The following is a 16189-nucleotide window of genomic DNA, read 5'->3' on the forward strand; positions in this document are numbered from 1 at the left end:
AGATTACATTTTGGCGAACTCGCTTCTATTTTCCCATTTAACATGCCGTCCCGAAATTTGGGACGGCGCATCTTCAACTAACTGAGTTTATCTAAATTAAACACTCGCCGCAGCGGCCAACCCCTTATCCAACGCCCCAATCATCCGGTTCACATCTTCCGGGCTGATCACCAGTGGAGGCGACAGGATGATGTTGTTGCCGGAGACGCGGATGGTTACGCCTGCTTCGTAGGCGGCGTCGAAGGCGGCGGCTATGGCTGGTTTTGAGGCGGGGGTTTTTGTGGGGCGGTCGTCGACCAGTTCGATGGCGGCCATCAGGCCGATGCCGCGTGTGTCGCCGACGATCTGGTGTTTTTCTTTCAGTTGCGCGAGGCCGTTTTGCAACTCAATGCCGCGTGCTTTTGCGTTTTCCCACACTTTTGCTTTTTTGATTTCGGCCAAGGTGGCGAGGGCGGCGGCGCAGCCGACCGGGTGGGCCGAATAGGTGTAGCCATGGCCGATATTGCCCACAGCGTCTTTATTGCTTTCGAAGGCGTCGACCACTTTTTCGCCCATCATGGCCGCGCCGAACGGGAAGTATGAATTGGTGATGGCTTTGGCGGTGCACATCATATCTGGCGCCACGCCCCAGAGGCGCGAGCCGTGCACATCGCCTGTGCGGCCAAAGGCGGTGATCACTTCATCGGCGATCAGCAAAATGCCGTGCTTGTCGCACACCTCGCGCACCATGGGCATAAAGCTTTTGTGCGGCACGATCACCCCGCCCGCGCCAAGCACCGGCTCCATGATCATGGCGGCAATGGTATCTGCGCCTTGGAAGGCGATTTCATCTTCCAGCATGGCGATGCAGCGATTGGAGATTTCTTCTGCATTGTCGGTGCCGAATGGATTTCGGTAGGTCCAGGGGGCAGCGATTTGGAAGCAGCCGGCCAGCATCGGCTCATAATTGCGGCGGAAATTGGCGTTGCCATTCACGGACGCGCCGCCAAAATGGGTGCCGTGATAGCCCTTTTTAAGACTGATGAATTTGGTGCGCTCGCCTTCGCCGCGCACCTTATGATATTGCCGCGCCAGGCGCAGGCAGGTTTCAACGGAATCGGAGCCGCCGGAGGTGAAGAAAGCGCGGGTCATGCCTTCGGGCTTGAACCAATCGTTCAACTCAAAGGAGAGTTCGACCGCCTTATCGTTGGTGGTGCCGCGGAAGGCGGAATAATAGGGCAGCTCGTTCATCTGGTCATTGATGGCCTGTTTGATGCTGTCGACCGAATAGCCCAGATTGGCGTTCCACAGGCCGCCCACCGCGTCCAGCGTGGTGTGGCCATCAATGTCGGTGATTTCCACGCCCTTGGCGCCGCGGATCATTTTGGGCGGGTTGTTGCGCATATCGGCCGGGTGGGCCATGGGGTGCCACATATGTTTGGCGTTGTTTTCTTTCAAAAAGTTTGACTCGAGCATCTAGGCCTCCTGATCGGGTGACAAGCCGAGCGACTTTGCCGCTGCGGCGAAACAATTGTTGGCGTGTTGAATATGAGCGGGCGGATTGCTGAACCCTGAGGTGCCGCCGCAAAGGCTTGGTGAAAATGAGCTAACCATCATAAGCCCCTAAACAATCAATTTTTGAATGCTGGGGTGCACCACGCCGCCAATTGCGGTGGTGATCCGCGCTGAAGCAGCGGCGACGTGTTGTTTCACCATATGGATTTGTTCATCGGTTTTGCGGGTGGTGGGCATGGCCACGGCGATGGCGCCCGCGGCTGTGCCATCCGCATTAAGATAGGGCGCGGCGAGGCCCGCCACATCGGATTCGAAACCGTGCTCGTTCAAATAATAACCGTCTCTGCGTGCCTTTGCGACGCGTGCGCGAACAGCATCGGGGTCGATTTCTGTATGATCGGTGTGCTTTTTCAGCGGCTTTTTTAAAAGATTTTCCAATAGATCAGCATCGTTAAACGCTAAAAAAACAATGCCAGACGCGGTGGCGTGGAACGGCAACGGTTCGGTGGGATCGATCATCACGACTGTGCCGCGCTGTGGCTCTTTATGGGCGATAGTGATCAAGGCGTTGGGGCTGCCAACGCTGGCGTGGGCGGTTTCTCGCGTGCAGTCACACAACCACTCCACCGTTTGGGTGGCGATGGCGGTGATCGGCGTGGTGGCTTCGCGCACGCGGGCAAGATGCAGAAAACCGCTGCCCAGGCGATAGGCCTTGGTGATCTGGTTTTGCTCGATAAAGTGATGTTTGCCCAGCGACACCAAAATGCGCCGCGTGGTGGCTTTGTCCATCTCCGCCATGCGGGCAAGCTCAGAGAGGCCAATTTCAGGCTGCGACGGCGTGAAAAAGCTCAGCAAGCGCATCGTTTTATCGATTGTCTTCATGCGGGGTATTACTCAATTAGTTCATATGTTCACAAAAATGTTGACTCAGATTGGTTCCTAATGCAACCATTAAATGTGCCGATGGTGATAATAGTGAACCGTTGGCAAAATTTCGAACGCGGTAGGGAGGAAAACATGCGTGCGATCCGTTCACTAATCTCGGCGGTCCTTATAGGTCTGGCGACAATTTTGGCTGCTCTTTCGCCAGCGATGGCTGAATATCCAGAAAAACCAGTTTCATTTGTGGTGCCATTTCCACCAGGGGATCTGGAGGATGTGCTGACCCGCATGATTGCGGAAGAATTTCAAGACATGTATGGCGTGCCAGCCGCGGTGGTGAACAAGCCCGGTGGGGGTGGTGGACCGTTCCCCGGTGCTGCGGAAGTGGCGCAGGCGCCAGCTGATGGCTATACAATCGGCTCGTTTGTGGTGGATGTGCCGTTGGTGGGCCCTTATGTGGGCATCCCAGCGCTGAACCCTGATCCGTTTGAGCCTGTTGGTATTTTTCTGACCTACCCGTTTGTCATTGCTGCGTCTAAAGCGGCGCCTTATCAATCCATGGAAGAGTTGGCCGAGTTTTCAAAATCCAACAATCTTTTGCTGGGGCATTTTGGTTCGTTCCTTGTGCCAACCCAGGTCACAATGGCTTTGGCCGAAAAGAACGGCACCCTTTATTATTCAAACGCGTCATTCGATGCGCTGGATTGTAACACTTTGGCGTCTGGCGATGCGGACGTGATCAACACCACATTGCAACTGATCTTGCCTTGCTTGGACAAAGTGAATGTGTTGGCCACCGTGACCGAAGACCGCATTCCGCTGGTGCCAGACAGCCCAACTGTGGGTGAGCTTGAGCCATCGCTGAACATCGCGTTGTGGAATGGTTTGTTTGTGCATAAAGACACGCCGGCTGATGTGCGCGAGAAAATCGCGGCGGCTGCCCAAAAGGCGCTGGCCAGCGATGCAGCCAAGAAGCTTGCTGAAGAAACCGGCGCTGGTGTTTATTGGAAAGGCGCAGAAGAAGCGGCCGCTCAGATTGAATCTGACCGTGTCGTGGCCGAATCCATCGCCAAATTTGCTGAATAATCTCTCTTGGCCGGGGCCATCGCCCCGGCCGTTTTTAAATGGTGAGTTTGTTCAGCCCATGATTCAAGAAAATGAGATTGGCGGCAAATCTAATCGTGCGCTGAAAGTCGACGATTATTTTGTGTCGCCCTACAGTTCGGCACTTGTCTGGTTTGGTATTTGCACATTTTTGGTGGCGGTCTTTCTGGCCAGCCAGCTCGGTGTACAGGCCAAGTTTTTTGACAATATGCCATTGGAAAAGCAGCCCGGGCTTTGGTCTGCCATCGGCATTATCGGGATGCTGATTTTCGGCTTTTTCCAAATCGTTCAATTTTGGTTTCACCGCAATGGTTTGCAAGCGCCGGGCTTTGTTTCTGAAGCGTTGATCTGGTTGCGTGCTGCTGAGTATGTGCTGTGGTTCATGGCTTACGTTTATTTGGTGCCTGTCGTGGGCTATTTGCCGACAACCATTGGATTTTTGATGCTGATGACATGGCGGTTGGGATACCGCCATCGGCTCTATTTTGGATTTGCGGCGCTCTCCGGATTGTTGATTGTGGTGATCTTCAAAAGCTTTTTGCAGGTCAAAATTCCCGGCGGTGCGCTTTACGAATATTTGCCAGATATGGTGCGCAGCTTTGCCATTCTTTATCTCTAGGGGCTCTTTGTGGAACTTTTGCTGACAAGTTTGAGCGCGTTGGCGCGAATTGACGTGGCAATCGCGTTGTTGATTGGCTCGGTTGGGGGCGTCATCATCGGGGCCATTCCCGGCGTGGGACCAGCTATTGCGATCGCGATTTTGTTGCCGGCGACATTTGCGCTGGAGCCAATAGTGGGTCTGACCCTTTTATTGGGGATTTACGGGTCGTCCATGTATGGCGGGGCAATCCCGGCGATTTTGATCAATGCGCCCGGCACTGCGGTGAATGCGTTGACCACTTATGACGGTTATCCCATGACCAAACGCGGTGAGGCGACAAAAGCCTTGTCTTTGGCGTTTGGCGCCAGTTTTTGTGGCGCGATTATTTCGATTGTGGCGCTGATGTGCCTGTCGCCCGTTCTGGCGGCAGTGGCCCCAATGTTTGGCTCACGCGAGATCTTTTTGGCGGCGCTGTTGGGTATGATCCTGGTGGTGGTGACGCACCGAGGGCAGGCTTTGGCGGCGGGGGCATTGTTGTGCTTTGGCATATTTATCAACACGGTTGGGCTGGAGCCGATCCGCTATACGCAGCGCTACACTTTTGAGCAAGCCTGGCTGGCGTCCGGTATCGATTTGATCGTGGTTGTGTTGGGGCTATTTGCGCTGTCGCAGGCCTTCTTGTTGTTGGTGGGGAAAGACGAACATAATAAACCGCCCGCGCTGGTGGGGCGGCTTTTCGATGGGCTGCGCGATGTGCTGCGTTTGCCAAAAATTGTATTGCCATCTGCCGGGTTCGGCGTGGTGATGGGCATGATCCCCGGTGTGGGTGAATTTCTGGCCCAATTCTTTTCCTATTCACTGGCACGCAAAACATCGGGCAATGGCAAGAATTTCGGCAAAGGCGCGCCCGAAGGGCTGATCGCCTCGGAAACTGCAAACAACGCGGTGCCCGCTGCGGCGATGATCCCGCTATTGGCGCTGGGTATTCCCGGTGAGGCCCTGACGGCGATGATGCTGGCTGTGTTCTATGTGCACAATGTGATCCCCGGGCCACAGCTTTTCGCCAATGATTTTGACTTTATCCTTAGCCTTTATATGGCGCTTTTGATCCTCAATGTTTTGGCCTTCGCGTTCTTACTGGGCACCACAAAATGGATCACGCAAGTGGTGCGCATTCCCAACCGCTTCTTGGGCATGGTGATTTTGATTTTGAGTTTTGTCGGCGTTTTTTCGCTTCGAAACTCCATCATCGACTGCGCGATAGCAGCGGCATTTGGGATGCTGGGGCTGATGTTGAAGCGGCTAAACTTGCCGATTGTGCCAATCATTCTCGGCATGGTTTTGGGTGGCATTATGGAAGTGAAATTCCGCACCAGCATGGCGCGGGTGCAAACCCCATTTGATTTTATCGAGCGGCCCGTGGCGCAGGTGCTTTTCGCGATTATCGTGATTGTGCTGGTGGCGCATATCTATTCGCTCTTTCGAGCAAAAAAATCTGAGGACTTGGAAGCATGATCAGCCAAAGTGAAATTGATGCACTGCGTCAACAGGAAATTGCGCCGCAAAAGCTGTTGCTTGACGGGCAGTGGGTGGACGCTGCCGATGGCGGCACCATCAAAGTGGTCAGCCCGATTGACGGGGAAGAACTGACAACAATCGCGGCGGCGACACCGTCAGATGTAGATGCTGCTGTGGTCTCGGCGCGGCAGGTTTTTGAGCGGGGTTACTGGTCTCGCATGGCACCTCAGGGCCGCATGAAAGTGCTCAATAAGATCGCTGACCTGATCGAAGCCAATGCCAAGGAACTGGCGGTTTTGGGCGTGCGGGACAATGGCACAGAAATTGGCATGGCCATTAAGGCGGAGCCGGGCTCTGCGGCGGGGACGTTTCGGTTTTACGCAGGGGCGATTGATAAGGTCTATGGCGAGATTGCGCCCACGTCGGATGATCAATTGGCATTGGTGCATCGCGAACCGGTGGGTGTGGTTGGTGCTATTGTGCCGTGGAATTTTCCAATGATGATCGGCGCGTGGAAGATCGCGCCCGCCTTGGCGGCGGGCAATAGCGTTGTGCTTAAACCGTCAGAAGCAGCCTCATTGAGCCTACTAAGGCTGGCCGAGCTTTGCCTTGAAGCGGGATTGCCCGCAGGTGTGCTCAACCTGGTGACCGGCAATGGCGCTGTGACAGGGGAAGCCCTGGGGCTGCACAATGATATTGATATAATCGGCTTTACCGGGTCTGGCGGCGTCGGGCGGCGTTTAATGGATTATGCGGCGCGGTCCAATATGAAACGGTTATATCTTGAACTTGGGGGCAAGTCGCCCAACGTTGTGTTTGCCGATACGCCAGATTTGGATCAGGCGGCAAAGGTTTCGGCGGCGGGAATTTTCCGCAATTCAGGTGAAGTCTGCGTGGCGGGGTCGCGCATTCTGGTTGAGCGCACCGTGCATGACCAATTTGTTGAAAAGCTGAAAGCGCAGGCGGCAAAGCTGAAGGTGGGCGATCCACTCAATCTTGACAATAATATTGGGGCGATTACCACCAAACAGCAATTAGAGGGCGATTTGGGCTTTGTTGAGCGGGCGCAAAAAGAGGGCGGCACCTTGGTGTGTGGCGGGGCGCAGCTACATCCAGAAGGTGGCGGCTACTATATGGAGCCAACGATTTTTACTGATGTGAAGCCGGAGATGGACCTCTTCCAAAATGAAGTGTTTGGCCCGGTGGTGGCGATCACGCCATTTGACAGTGAAGAGGAAGCAGTGGCACTGGCCAACGGCACAGACTTTGGCTTGGCGGCGGCGGTTTGGACGTCGAACTTATCGCGGGCTCACCGCATGGTGCGCAACATTAAATCGGGTGTGGTGCATGTGAATACCTATGGCGGCGCGGGCAATAATGTGCCGCTGGCGGGTATGCGCCAGTCGGGCAATGGCGCGGATAAATCGCTGCACGCATTGGAGAAATACGAGAATTTGAAGACAGCTTGGATACAGCTGTAGGGGGGACACACATATGGCGCAAGATAAAACCATTTTGGTGATTGGCACCTATGACACCAAATCCGATGAGCTCGAATATTTGACCAACGCGATTGTCGGGCAAGGCGGCAAAGTGCTCACCATGGATGTGAGTGTTTTGGGCGATCCGCCGACACCAACCGATGTGTCCAAACATGCGGTGGCGGAGGCCGCTGGCGCGAGCATTCAAGACGCGATTGATGCGGGCGATGAAAATGTGGCCATGCAGATTATGGCGCGTGGTTCGGCTGCGCTTTGCCAAAAGTTGCAGGCTGAGGGGCGGATTGACGGGATGATTGCCATGGGTGGCTCCATGGGCACAGATTTGGCGCTGGATTGCGCCCGCGCACTGCCACTGGGCGTGCCGAAATATATCATTTCCACCATTGCCTTTTCGCCGCTTATTCCCGCGGATCGGTTGGCGACGGATATTCAAATGATCTTGTGGGCAGGTGGGCTTTATGGCCTCAATTCGGTTTGCAAGGCCTCGCTAAGCCAAGCCGCCGGAGCGGTGCTGGGCGCGGCGCGTGCGGCGGTGTTGCCGGATGAGAAGCGCCCCATGGTCGGCATGACCAGCTTGGGCTCAACCTGCCTCAAATATATGAAGGTGCTAAAGCCTGCGCTGGAAGAGCGCGGCTTTGAGGTGGCGATATTCCACGCTACGGGCATGGGTGGCATGGCGTTTGAAAATCTGGCGCGCGAGGGCAAATTTGCCTGCGTGATGGATTTCGCGCCACAGGAAATGGGCAATGATTTGATGGGCTCCAGCGTGAGCTCGGGCCCTGATCGATTGCGCGGGGCGGCAACCTCCGGCACACCCGCGATGATCGCGCCGGGATGTGTTGATCTGGTGGATTTTCCCGGGTGGCAACCCTTTCCCGATCAGTTTAATGATCGCTCCTTTCATGCCCACAATCGGCTTTTGTCTTCCGCCACGTTGAATGCGGATGAGCGGCGTTTGGTGGCGCGTGAACTGGCCGCACGCGCGGCGGAGAATAGTGCGCCGACGCACATTATTTCACCGATTCAAGGCATTGAAGAGTGGGATAAGCCGGGTGAACCGGCGCATGAGCCGGACAATCATGCGGCCTTTGTGGCGGAATTGGCGAAGGCGGTGAGCGCGCCTGTCGGCTTCACTGAAATTGACTGCCACATCAATGATGCGCTGTTTTGTGAAACAGTACTGTCGATTTTTGATCAATGGTTGGCTGATGGCACGGTGGCCAATCCTAAGGGGTAGCGCCTAAAGCTCTTGCCCCTTGCCGTCCAAGATCAAGCGGGTTTGCAGCAATTGGCCTTCCCGCTTGAGGATGGGATAAGCGATGGAGACCAGCTGCGCGTTCAACTCCTTCAGCGCGGCAAGGCTTTCCAGATGCTGTTCACTGGTGGCGATGCTTTTTTCCAAGCCTTCGCGCAGGCGCAACAGGTGCTTTTTGCGGCTCTTCGCCACCAACATGCCCAGCTCGTCCTTATCGCGGAAGATCTCACGGGCGGTTTCAATATCTTCATTGACCAGCAATTCGTAGGAATTGATCATATTGTGCAAGCATTGCTCGGCAATGGTGCGCAGTTCCGCTGCGCCGCTTTCAGAAAAATAGAGATTTCGGGCGTGCTGCGCCCGGATAACACCTTCGAGCCGTTGGCTTAAAATGGCGGTGCTGGCTTCGATGGACAGCGCATAGTCTGCCAAGTCCCGCAGGCGGCGGAACTGTGCCTTGGTCATCTCTTTGCTGGGCATGCGGGTCACATATAGGCGAACAGCCTGACCTGCATTGTGCAGCAGGTTGCTCTCACGTTCCAACTGTTCGAAGTTGGGGAGCTTTTGGCACAGATACCAGGCCAGCGATTCACGGATCATCTGTTCTGAAATATTGGTCATGCGCACCACTTCGCGCCGCAATGAGGCGAGAGACTGCTGCACTGAATCCAGCGCATTTTCATCCAGCAAAGAACGCTCCGCCATGGGAGTGGGGTGGTCGCCTTTGCCATTGGTCATTGCCCGCTCGACGGCGCTGCCAATCCAAGGTGTGAACGGCAGATATAACAGCAGCAACACGTTAAAGGCGAAGTGGACCAACACAAGGCTAGGCAGCATGTGCACCCACTGATCAATGAGTTGATAGGCATAGAGGGTGGCAATGAACGCGGCGGTGAGCCCGCGCAAGGCCACATTGGCAACAACCGGACGACGCGCTTCAATAGGCATGGCGCGGGTGATCCAAACGGGCACGAGGGCACCGCCAAGGTTTGCGCCAAGGATCAACATGATGCCCACGGGCTGCGAAATCGCCTCTGCGGCAGAAACCACTGCAATCATCAAGACGGCGGCCACGCTCGAATGCATAAGAAACGCCAGAACCATACCCACCAAAAAGGCCAGGACCAGATCAGCCTCTAGAAAAGCCTCCATGGCGGGCAGCAGATCACTTTCCTTGATGGGCGTGACGGCATCGCGCAAAAAGCCCAGAGCAACAATTATCAGCGAAATGCCCAGCATGATGCGGCCGGTTTGCCGAATGTTGCGGCCATTGAATTTGAGATAGAGCCACGCGCCGACACCCATCAATACTGGGGCCAACCATGTCAGGTCGAGGGACAGGATTTGCACCACAATGGCCGAACCTACATCGGCACCCAAAATGATGGCCAAGCCCATGGCGATGGACAACACGCCCCCGGTTGAAAACCCCGCGGTAAGAATGGCGACCGCAGCTGAGCTTTGCAGCAAAACCGCCATTGCGGTGCCAGCGAGGGCCGCGCGATAGGGGTTTTTGGCATTGGTCAGAATGCGCTTAAATTCTGGCCCCTTCATGCGCTCTATGCCGTTTTGCACCATGCGCACAGCAAAGAGGAGCAACATGGTTGCGCCAAAAATAGCGATGAGGAATTCCAAAAGGGCCATGTGTTTTCCGCAACTATGCCGAGGTCAGAGCAGCGTTTGTGTTCTCTTCAGTGCGCTGCCAGCGAACTTGTTTTTTGATCATTTCGCGTTGTAGGCGTGCTGGGTAGTCGGTGACAATTGCATCCACCCCCAAATCAATCATGCGCACCATATCGTGGGGATCGTTGACGGTCCAAGGAGAAATGAGCAGACCAAGTTGTTTGGCGTGGGCAACATCATGTTCGGTCACGTCTTTGAAATAGGGTGCCCAAATATAGCCACCAGCATCAGCCACGGCTTGCGGCACTGAAGGCAATGTGCCGACATAGGCGTCGAACGCCGAGGCAGGGTCGCTGCCTGCTGTTGCTTCTTCCTCTGGCAATTGTGAGAGGAAGGATGTGGGCATTTCCGGCGCTTCGATCTGGCACATGCGCAGCATCTCCCAATCGAAGCTGTGCAAGACCGTGCGGGCCTGCACATTGTGGGCACGCACGACATTGACGATGGCTTCGACGGTTTGGGCCTGTCGATCCCGATGATCTGGCACATGGGGATCGGATTTGATTTCCAGCATTAGGCGAACATGCCGAAACTCAGGTCGATTGATCAGGCGCAATAGGTCGGCCAATTGCGGCACCTTTTGACCACTCATAAAGATTTGCTCGGGAAAGCGCTGACCATATTCGGTGAAAATGTTCAGGCCGCCCACATCAAATTGAGACAATTGCTCATAGGTGAGATCAGAAATGCGGGGTTCAGGCGCGTTCAACCAATCGCCCTGAGGAGTGCGGGTGATGTCGCGGTTCAAATGGTGATTGTGCACGATGACGGGAACGCTATCCTTCGTGATCATTACATCAAACTCAAGGGCCGAGACGCCCATCTTGATGGTCCATTCAAAACCCAGAAGTGTGTTTTCAGGCATAATGCCGCGCGCCCCGCGATGACCCACCACGCGAATGCACTGTTCGTCCCCTTTAAACCCAGCTAATTGTTCGTCGAACATCAATTCTCCAAACGCTTTTGGGTTTCTTTATCAAACAAATGATGATTGTCGGGCAGCACATTGAAGCCCAAAACGGAGCCGGGTTCATAATCCCAATGGCCCTGAATGCTGGCAACGATGCCTGTTTCACCATCCTTTAGGACGCCATGCACCAGCGTGTTGGCGCCCAATTGCTCACACAGGTCTGTCACCACTTCAATGGGGCCGTTTTCATCGACGATCATATGCTCGGGGCGGACACCGAATATGGCATCCCCTTGTTGCACCGAGGTGGTTGGAATCTTTTGGCCGTTTTCCAACTCAATATGCGCGTTGGCAAGGTGGCCGGGCAAGAAGTTCATCGATGGGCTGCCGATAAAGCCTGCGACGAAAATGGATGCTGGTTTCTCGTAAAGGTCGATTGGTGTGCCGAATTGCTCGACATAGCCGCCATTGAGCACCATTAGCCGATCACCCAAAGTCATGGCTTCGACCTGATCGTGGGTCACATAGATAGAGGTCACGCCCAGCTTGCGCTGTAGTTTTTTGATCTCTAGCCGCATTTGCACCCGCAATTTGGCATCGAGGTTGCTCAACGGTTCGTCGAACAGAAACACTTGCGGATCGCGCACGATGGCTCGGCCCATGGCCACACGTTGGCGCTGACCGCCCGAAAGCTGACGCGGCCGGCGGTCCAAATAGTCTTGAATTTCAAGAATGGTGGCCGCTTCCTGCACCCGACGTTCAATGTCGGATTTGCTGAACTTGCGCAGCTTTAGGCCGTAGGCCATGTTTTCGCGCACGGTCATATGCGGATAAAGCGCATAGTTTTGGAACACCATGGCAATGTCGCGGTCGGCTGGTTCCAGATTGTTGACCATTTTGTCGCCGATGAATATTTCGCCGCTGGTGACAGTTTCCAGCCCGGCAACCATGCGCAAAAGGGTCGACTTGCCGCAACCGGACGGGCCAACAATGACGATGAATTCACCATCGTGAAATTCGCCTTCGACATGGTGAAGGACTTCCACCTTACCGTAGTTTTTTACCAAGTCTTTCAGTGAGATCGTTGCCATTTTTGTTTTCCTACTTGTCGGTCTCAGTGAGGCCTTTGACGAACATTTTTTGCATGGCGATCACCACAAACACAGGTGGGATCATGGCCAGCAGAGCCGTCATCATAATGATATTCCATTGAGGGGATTGTTCTGCGGCTTCAAGCATTTGCTTGATGCTCATCACAATGGTGGTCATGTCTGTATCTGTGGTGATCAAGAGCGGCCACAAATATTGGTTCCAACCATAAATGAACAGGATCACGAACAGTGCTGCGATATTTGTGCGGCTTAGGGGCAGTAAAATATCGAAGAAAAAGCGCATGGGTTTGGCCCCATCGATACGCGCACTTTCCAGCATCTCATCCGGGATCGTCAAAAAGACCTGCCGGAACATAAAGGTTGCGGTGGCCGAGGCGATGAGCGGGATGGACAGCCCCCAATATGAGTTCAACATGCCAAGGTTTGCCACCACTTCAAAGGTGGGCAAAATCCGCACCTCAACCGGCAACATCAGGGTGATAAAGATCAGCCAGAAAAAGCCCATGCGGAAGGGGAATTTGAAATAAACAATGGCGAACGCGCTTAAAAGCGAAATGATGATTTTCCCGATGGAGATCATCATGGCCATGGCCATTGAATTCAACAACATGCGCCAAACCGGGGCCACTTCGCTGCCTGCCAGGCCAGAGCCAAATAGTGTTTTGGTGAAGTTTTCGAAAAAGTGTCCACCGGGCAGCAAGGGCAGGGGCGCCTGCAACATGCGCGCTTCATCATGGGTGGACGCCACGAAAGTGATCCAAATAGGCAGCGCAACGATCACGATGCCGAAAATCAAAATCAGGTGCGTGACAATTTTGAGAATGGGACGATTTTCGACCATTAGTACTGCACCTTCTTTTCGAGATAACGGAATTGAATGATGGTCATGAAGATCACCATAATCATGAGGATCACTGACTGCGCGGCAGAGCCACCCAGATCGAGGCCGACAAACCCATCATTGTAAACTTTATAAACCAGAATGGTGGTGGCGTTGGCGGGGCCGCCTTGGGTGACCGCATGCACGATGCCGAAGGTTTCAAAGAAGGCATAAACCGCGTTGATGACCAACAAGAAGAATGTTGTTGGCGAGATCAGCGGGAACACTAGGGTCCAGAAGCGCCGGATCGGGCTGGCGCCATCAATGGCCCCAGCTTCAATGATCGAGCGGGGAATGGATTGCATTGCAGCAAGGTAGAACAAGAAATTATAGGCGATTTGCTTCCAAGCTGCCGCCAAAATGACCAACAGCATGGCTTGAGAGCCATTCAGGTAATGGTTCCAATCATAGCCAAAGAACTCAAGGAAATAGGGAAATATGCCCAAGGTTGGATTGAACATAAAAACCCACAATGCACCGGCCAAGACCGGGGCGATGGCATAGGGCCAGATCAAGAGTGTTCGATAAACTGTTGCACCGCGAATGACGCGATCTGCAAAGCCCGCCAGGATCAGGGCGCTGGACATGGAGATGAACGCAACAGCGGCGGAAAAGAAGATCGTGCGGCCGAAGCTGTTGAGATAAATCTCATCAGTGAACAGATATTGAAAGTTTTCGAACCATACAAATTCAGTCGACAGCCCAAAGGCATCTTCAATCAAAAATGATTGGTAGACCGCTTGGGTGGCAGGCCAAATGAAGAAAATCAAGGTGATGGCGATTTGCGGTGCTACCAGCGCAAATGGCAACCAAGATTTTGTAAAATGAACACGTTTGAGCATGGCAAAATGTCCTTTAGGCAAAGCCAATCCCAGCGCACCGCAAGGCGCGCTGGGGGAAATTGTGAGGTGTTATTTTACAGAACGCTCGAAGCGACGCAGAAGCTCGTTGCCGCGCTTGACGGCAGTGTCCATTGCTTCTTGAGCTGTTTTGTCGCCAGCCCAAAGTGCTTCCAACTCCTCGTTGATCACATCGCGCACCTGCACCATGTTACCAAAGCGGATGCCGCGTGAGTTTGGTGTCGGCTCGTTCAAGCTCAACTGCTTGATCGCGATGTCTGTGCCGGGGTTTTCTTCATAGAAGCCCTGGCTTTCGCTCAACTCAGCTGCTGCCTGTGTGATTGGCACATAGCCTGTTTCTTGGTGCCACCATGCTTGCACATCAGGTGAAGACAAATAGGTCAGGAATTGAGCCAGACCTTTATATTCTTCATCTTCATGACCAGCCAAGGCCCAAAGGGTCGCGCCGCCAATGATGGAGTTTTGAGGGGCATCTGCCACTTCAGTATCCAAAGGCAACATGGTTTGGCCGAAGTTGAACTCAGCCTGGCTCTTGATTGAACCGTAATAGGCGGATGAGTTCATCCACATGCCGCATTCACCATTGGTGAAAAGGGGCAAGCTGTCGCCGCGGCGACCGCCATAAACGAATTCTTTGCCTTCGCCCATTTCGGCGATTTTGGCCAAGCGTGAGACCACAGCTTCATTGTTGAAGGTGAACTCTGTATCGAAACCGGCAAAGCCGTTTTCTTTCGTGCCAACGGCCATATTGTGCCATGACGAGAAGTTCTCGATCATCACCCAAGATTGCCAACCAAAGGAAAGGCCACAAGCCATGCCATTGTCCACCAACGCTTTTGCGGCGGCTTCAACGTCATCCCATGTTTTTGGCGGCTCAACACCAGCAGCTTCCAAAGCGTCGGCGTTGTACCACATCACAGGGGTGGAGCTGTTGAAGGGCATGGAGAGCAATTCGCCCTCTGGTGTTTGGTAATATGAAATCACCGCTGGCAGATAATCAGATTTGTCGAACGACTCGCCAGCATCATTCATGAGCTGTTCCACCGGATAGATGGCGCCTTTGGCGGCCATCATGGTGGCGGTGCCGACTTCAAACACCTGCACAAGGTGCGGATGTTCTTTGGCACGGAAAGCCGCGATTGCAGCTGTCATGGTCTCGGTGTAGTTGCCTTTATAGACAGGCACAACTTTGTATTCAGATTGCGACGCGTTAAAATCTGCAGCGATTTTGTCCACGCGTTCACCATTGGTGCCGCCCATAGCGTGCCACCATTGAACTTCAGTCTGCGCATAGGCAGAGCTTGCGCCTAAAGCCAGCGCAGCAGTTGTCATCAGAATTGTTTTCAATGACATTCTATCCTCCCAAATAGTTTTAAGGCCGCCAACTTTATCCAAATGATAAAATAACGCAAGCAGAAATTTTTTGCACATTACATAACATAATGTTATGGATTGCTTTGATTTGGTGGGTATGGAGCGGCGAAAATGAAGTTTCAACTGCGACAATTAGAGGCTTTCCGGGCAACTGCGGAAACTGGGTCGGTGACGCAAGCTGCGAAAATTCTGGGTGTGTCTCAGCCTGCAGTTAGTCGATTATTGGCCGACTTTTCCACAGCCGTGGGCTTTGATCTTTTTGTGCGCAAGCAAGGCACACTGACGCCCACCAGCGAGGCGCGCTATATGTTGGCCGAAGTCTCGCGCGTCTTTGACAGCCTCAATCATTTGGAAGATTTGCGCCGCGACCTAAAGGAACGCACGGGCGGACATATGCGCATTGCCTGTTTGCCTGGGTTTGCCACCAGCCATTTGCCGGGTGTGCTGGCCGAATTTTTGGTTGAACGCCCCGGTGTGACGGTGACGTTGGAACCTGATCGACCGGAACGCATTTTGGAATGGGTGATGGGTGAGCAATATGATTGTGGCATCACGGATGGCTTTTCGGGCCACCCGGCAATTGAGCGCGTGGATATACCCATTCGCACAGTATGCATATTGCCCGAGGGACATGCGCTTGGCCGCAAAGAGGTGATCACCCCGGAAGATTTGGCTGATGAAAAGATCGTTCATTCACGGCGCAACAGCACATTTTTTGTGCAGCTTGAAAGCTGCTTTTCGCAACGGGGCGTGCCGTTTAACTCGTGGATCGAGGTGCGCCAGTTTACGGCAGCGTGCACATTTGTGAGCCAAGGGCATGGCGCTTCAATCGTGAGCGCGCTGGACGCGGCGCAGTTTGAAGGGAAGGGGTTGGTCGCTCGACCGTTTGAACCGGATTTGAGCCATGACCTTTCCATTTTGCGGCCGATAACGGGTACACGGCCATTGCTGGTGCTCGATTTTATTGAAGCGTTTGTGGAAAGCTTGCAGCCCTTTATCCATCAATAGGACCTG

The 16189-nt window shown here is 54.0% G+C and carries 14 protein-coding genes; 6 read left to right on the forward strand and 8 right to left on the reverse strand.

Annotation, left to right across the window (positions count from 1 at the left end; genetic code table 11):
• Positions 1-96: 96 nt before the first annotated feature.
• Both MXMO3_RS05015 and MXMO3_RS05020 read right to left on the reverse strand, forming a co-directional pair.
• Positions 97-1455 (reverse strand): aminotransferase class III-fold pyridoxal phosphate-dependent enzyme, encoded by a 1359-nt coding sequence (locus MXMO3_RS05015; RefSeq protein WP_117395157.1) that lies wholly within the window; start codon positions 1453-1455, stop codon positions 97-99.
• A gap of 147 nt (positions 1456-1602) precedes the next feature.
• Positions 1603-2376, reverse strand: coding sequence for an IclR family transcriptional regulator (locus tag MXMO3_RS05020; RefSeq protein WP_117395158.1), 774 nt, complete (start codon positions 2374-2376; stop codon positions 1603-1605).
• Positions 2377-2511: 135 nt separating this feature from the next.
• On the opposite strand from MXMO3_RS05020, the gene MXMO3_RS05025 reads away from it, so the two are divergent.
• Genes MXMO3_RS05025 through MXMO3_RS05045 form a run of 5 tightly spaced genes read left to right on the forward strand, consistent with a single transcriptional unit; the run spans position 2512 to position 8338 of the window.
• Positions 2512-3462 carry a tripartite tricarboxylate transporter substrate-binding protein gene (locus tag MXMO3_RS05025; RefSeq protein WP_027834791.1) on the forward strand — a complete coding sequence of 317 codons (951 nt, stop codon included), beginning with the start codon at positions 2512-2514 and terminating at the stop codon, positions 3460-3462.
• A 58-nt stretch (positions 3463-3520) separates the two neighbouring features.
• Positions 3521-4099 carry a tripartite tricarboxylate transporter TctB family protein gene (locus MXMO3_RS05030; protein WP_051213586.1) on the forward strand — a complete coding sequence of 193 codons (579 nt, stop codon included), beginning with the start codon at positions 3521-3523 and terminating at the stop codon, positions 4097-4099.
• 9 nt (positions 4100-4108) lie between these two features.
• Positions 4109-5596, forward strand: coding sequence for a tripartite tricarboxylate transporter permease (locus tag MXMO3_RS05035; protein WP_027834789.1), 1488 nt, complete (start codon positions 4109-4111; stop codon positions 5594-5596).
• Positions 5593-7080 (forward strand): aldehyde dehydrogenase, encoded by a 1488-nt coding sequence (locus tag MXMO3_RS05040; protein ID WP_117395160.1) that lies wholly within the window; start codon positions 5593-5595, stop codon positions 7078-7080. Before MXMO3_RS05035 ends, MXMO3_RS05040 begins: the two co-directional genes overlap by 4 nt.
• A gap of 13 nt (positions 7081-7093) precedes the next feature.
• On the forward strand, positions 7094-8338 hold the full coding sequence (locus MXMO3_RS05045; RefSeq protein ID WP_117395161.1) for a Tm-1-like ATP-binding domain-containing protein: 1245 nt from the start codon (positions 7094-7096) through the stop codon (positions 8336-8338).
• Between the two features lie 3 nt (positions 8339-8341).
• Here the strand turns inward: MXMO3_RS05045 and MXMO3_RS05050 are convergent, their stop codons facing one another.
• From MXMO3_RS05050 to ugpB, 6 genes are all read right to left on the reverse strand, one after another.
• Positions 8342-10000 (reverse strand): Na/Pi cotransporter family protein, encoded by a 1659-nt coding sequence (locus MXMO3_RS05050; RefSeq protein ID WP_117395162.1) that lies wholly within the window; start codon positions 9998-10000, stop codon positions 8342-8344.
• Positions 10001-10013: 13 nt separating this feature from the next.
• Complete coding sequence (locus MXMO3_RS05055) at positions 10014-10985, reverse strand: glycerophosphodiester phosphodiesterase family protein (protein ID WP_117395163.1); 972 nt, start codon at positions 10983-10985, stop codon at positions 10014-10016.
• Positions 10985-12040, reverse strand: coding sequence for a sn-glycerol-3-phosphate import ATP-binding protein UgpC (locus MXMO3_RS05060; protein ID WP_117395164.1), 1056 nt, complete (start codon positions 12038-12040; stop codon positions 10985-10987). Before MXMO3_RS05060 ends, MXMO3_RS05055 begins: the two co-directional genes overlap by 1 nt.
• 10 nt (positions 12041-12050) lie before the next feature.
• On the reverse strand, positions 12051-12902 hold the full coding sequence (ugpE, locus tag MXMO3_RS05065; protein WP_027834784.1) for a sn-glycerol-3-phosphate ABC transporter permease UgpE: 852 nt from the start codon (positions 12900-12902) through the stop codon (positions 12051-12053).
• A complete protein-coding gene (gene ugpA / locus MXMO3_RS05070) occupies positions 12902-13783 on the reverse strand; it encodes a sn-glycerol-3-phosphate ABC transporter permease UgpA (protein WP_117395165.1) in 882 nt (293 codons plus the stop codon). The genes ugpE and ugpA overlap by 1 nt, the downstream gene beginning before the upstream one ends.
• 69 nt (positions 13784-13852) lie before the next feature.
• Positions 13853-15154: a sn-glycerol-3-phosphate ABC transporter substrate-binding protein UgpB gene (gene ugpB / locus MXMO3_RS05075; protein ID WP_027834782.1), complete on the reverse strand. Its 1302-nt coding sequence runs from the start codon at positions 15152-15154 to the stop codon at positions 13853-13855.
• Positions 15155-15286: 132 nt separating this feature from the next.
• Between ugpB and MXMO3_RS05080 the strand changes: the two genes are divergently transcribed.
• Positions 15287-16183: a LysR substrate-binding domain-containing protein gene (locus MXMO3_RS05080; protein WP_027834781.1), complete on the forward strand. Its 897-nt coding sequence runs from the start codon at positions 15287-15289 to the stop codon at positions 16181-16183.
• The last annotated feature ends 6 nt before the right edge of the window (positions 16184-16189 follow it).

This window comes from Maritalea myrionectae (assembly GCF_003433515.1).
Classification (GTDB): Bacteria; Pseudomonadota; Alphaproteobacteria; order Rhizobiales; family Devosiaceae; genus Maritalea; species Maritalea myrionectae.

What these genes read in the sequence shown, in the direction of transcription:
- MXMO3_RS05015 (WP_117395157.1), bottom strand. Translation starts at nt 1,455, where the DNA reads ATGCTCGAGTCAAACTTTTTGAAAGAAAACAACGCCAAACATATGTGG.
- MXMO3_RS05020 (WP_117395158.1), bottom strand. Translation starts at nt 2,376, where the DNA reads ATGAAGACAATCGATAAAACGATGCGCTTGCTGAGCTTTTTCACGCCG.
- MXMO3_RS05025 (WP_027834791.1), top strand. Translation starts at nt 2,512, where the DNA reads ATGCGTGCGATCCGTTCACTAATCTCGGCGGTCCTTATAGGTCTGGCG.
- MXMO3_RS05030 (WP_051213586.1), top strand. Translation starts at nt 3,521, where the DNA reads ATGATTCAAGAAAATGAGATTGGCGGCAAATCTAATCGTGCGCTGAAA.
- MXMO3_RS05040 (WP_117395160.1), top strand. Translation starts at nt 5,593, where the DNA reads ATGATCAGCCAAAGTGAAATTGATGCACTGCGTCAACAGGAAATTGCG.
- MXMO3_RS05045 (WP_117395161.1), top strand. Translation starts at nt 7,094, where the DNA reads ATGGCGCAAGATAAAACCATTTTGGTGATTGGCACCTATGACACCAAA.
- MXMO3_RS05050 (WP_117395162.1), bottom strand. Translation starts at nt 10,000, where the DNA reads ATGGCCCTTTTGGAATTCCTCATCGCTATTTTTGGCGCAACCATGTTG.
- MXMO3_RS05055 (WP_117395163.1), bottom strand. Translation starts at nt 10,985, where the DNA reads ATGTTCGACGAACAATTAGCTGGGTTTAAAGGGGACGAACAGTGCATT.
- MXMO3_RS05060 (WP_117395164.1), bottom strand. Translation starts at nt 12,040, where the DNA reads ATGGCAACGATCTCACTGAAAGACTTGGTAAAAAACTACGGTAAGGTG.
- ugpE (WP_027834784.1), bottom strand. Translation starts at nt 12,902, where the DNA reads ATGGTCGAAAATCGTCCCATTCTCAAAATTGTCACGCACCTGATTTTG.
- ugpA (WP_117395165.1), bottom strand. Translation starts at nt 13,783, where the DNA reads ATGCTCAAACGTGTTCATTTTACAAAATCTTGGTTGCCATTTGCGCTG.
- ugpB (WP_027834782.1), bottom strand. Translation starts at nt 15,154, where the DNA reads ATGTCATTGAAAACAATTCTGATGACAACTGCTGCGCTGGCTTTAGGC.
- MXMO3_RS05080 (WP_027834781.1), top strand. Translation starts at nt 15,287, where the DNA reads ATGAAGTTTCAACTGCGACAATTAGAGGCTTTCCGGGCAACTGCGGAA.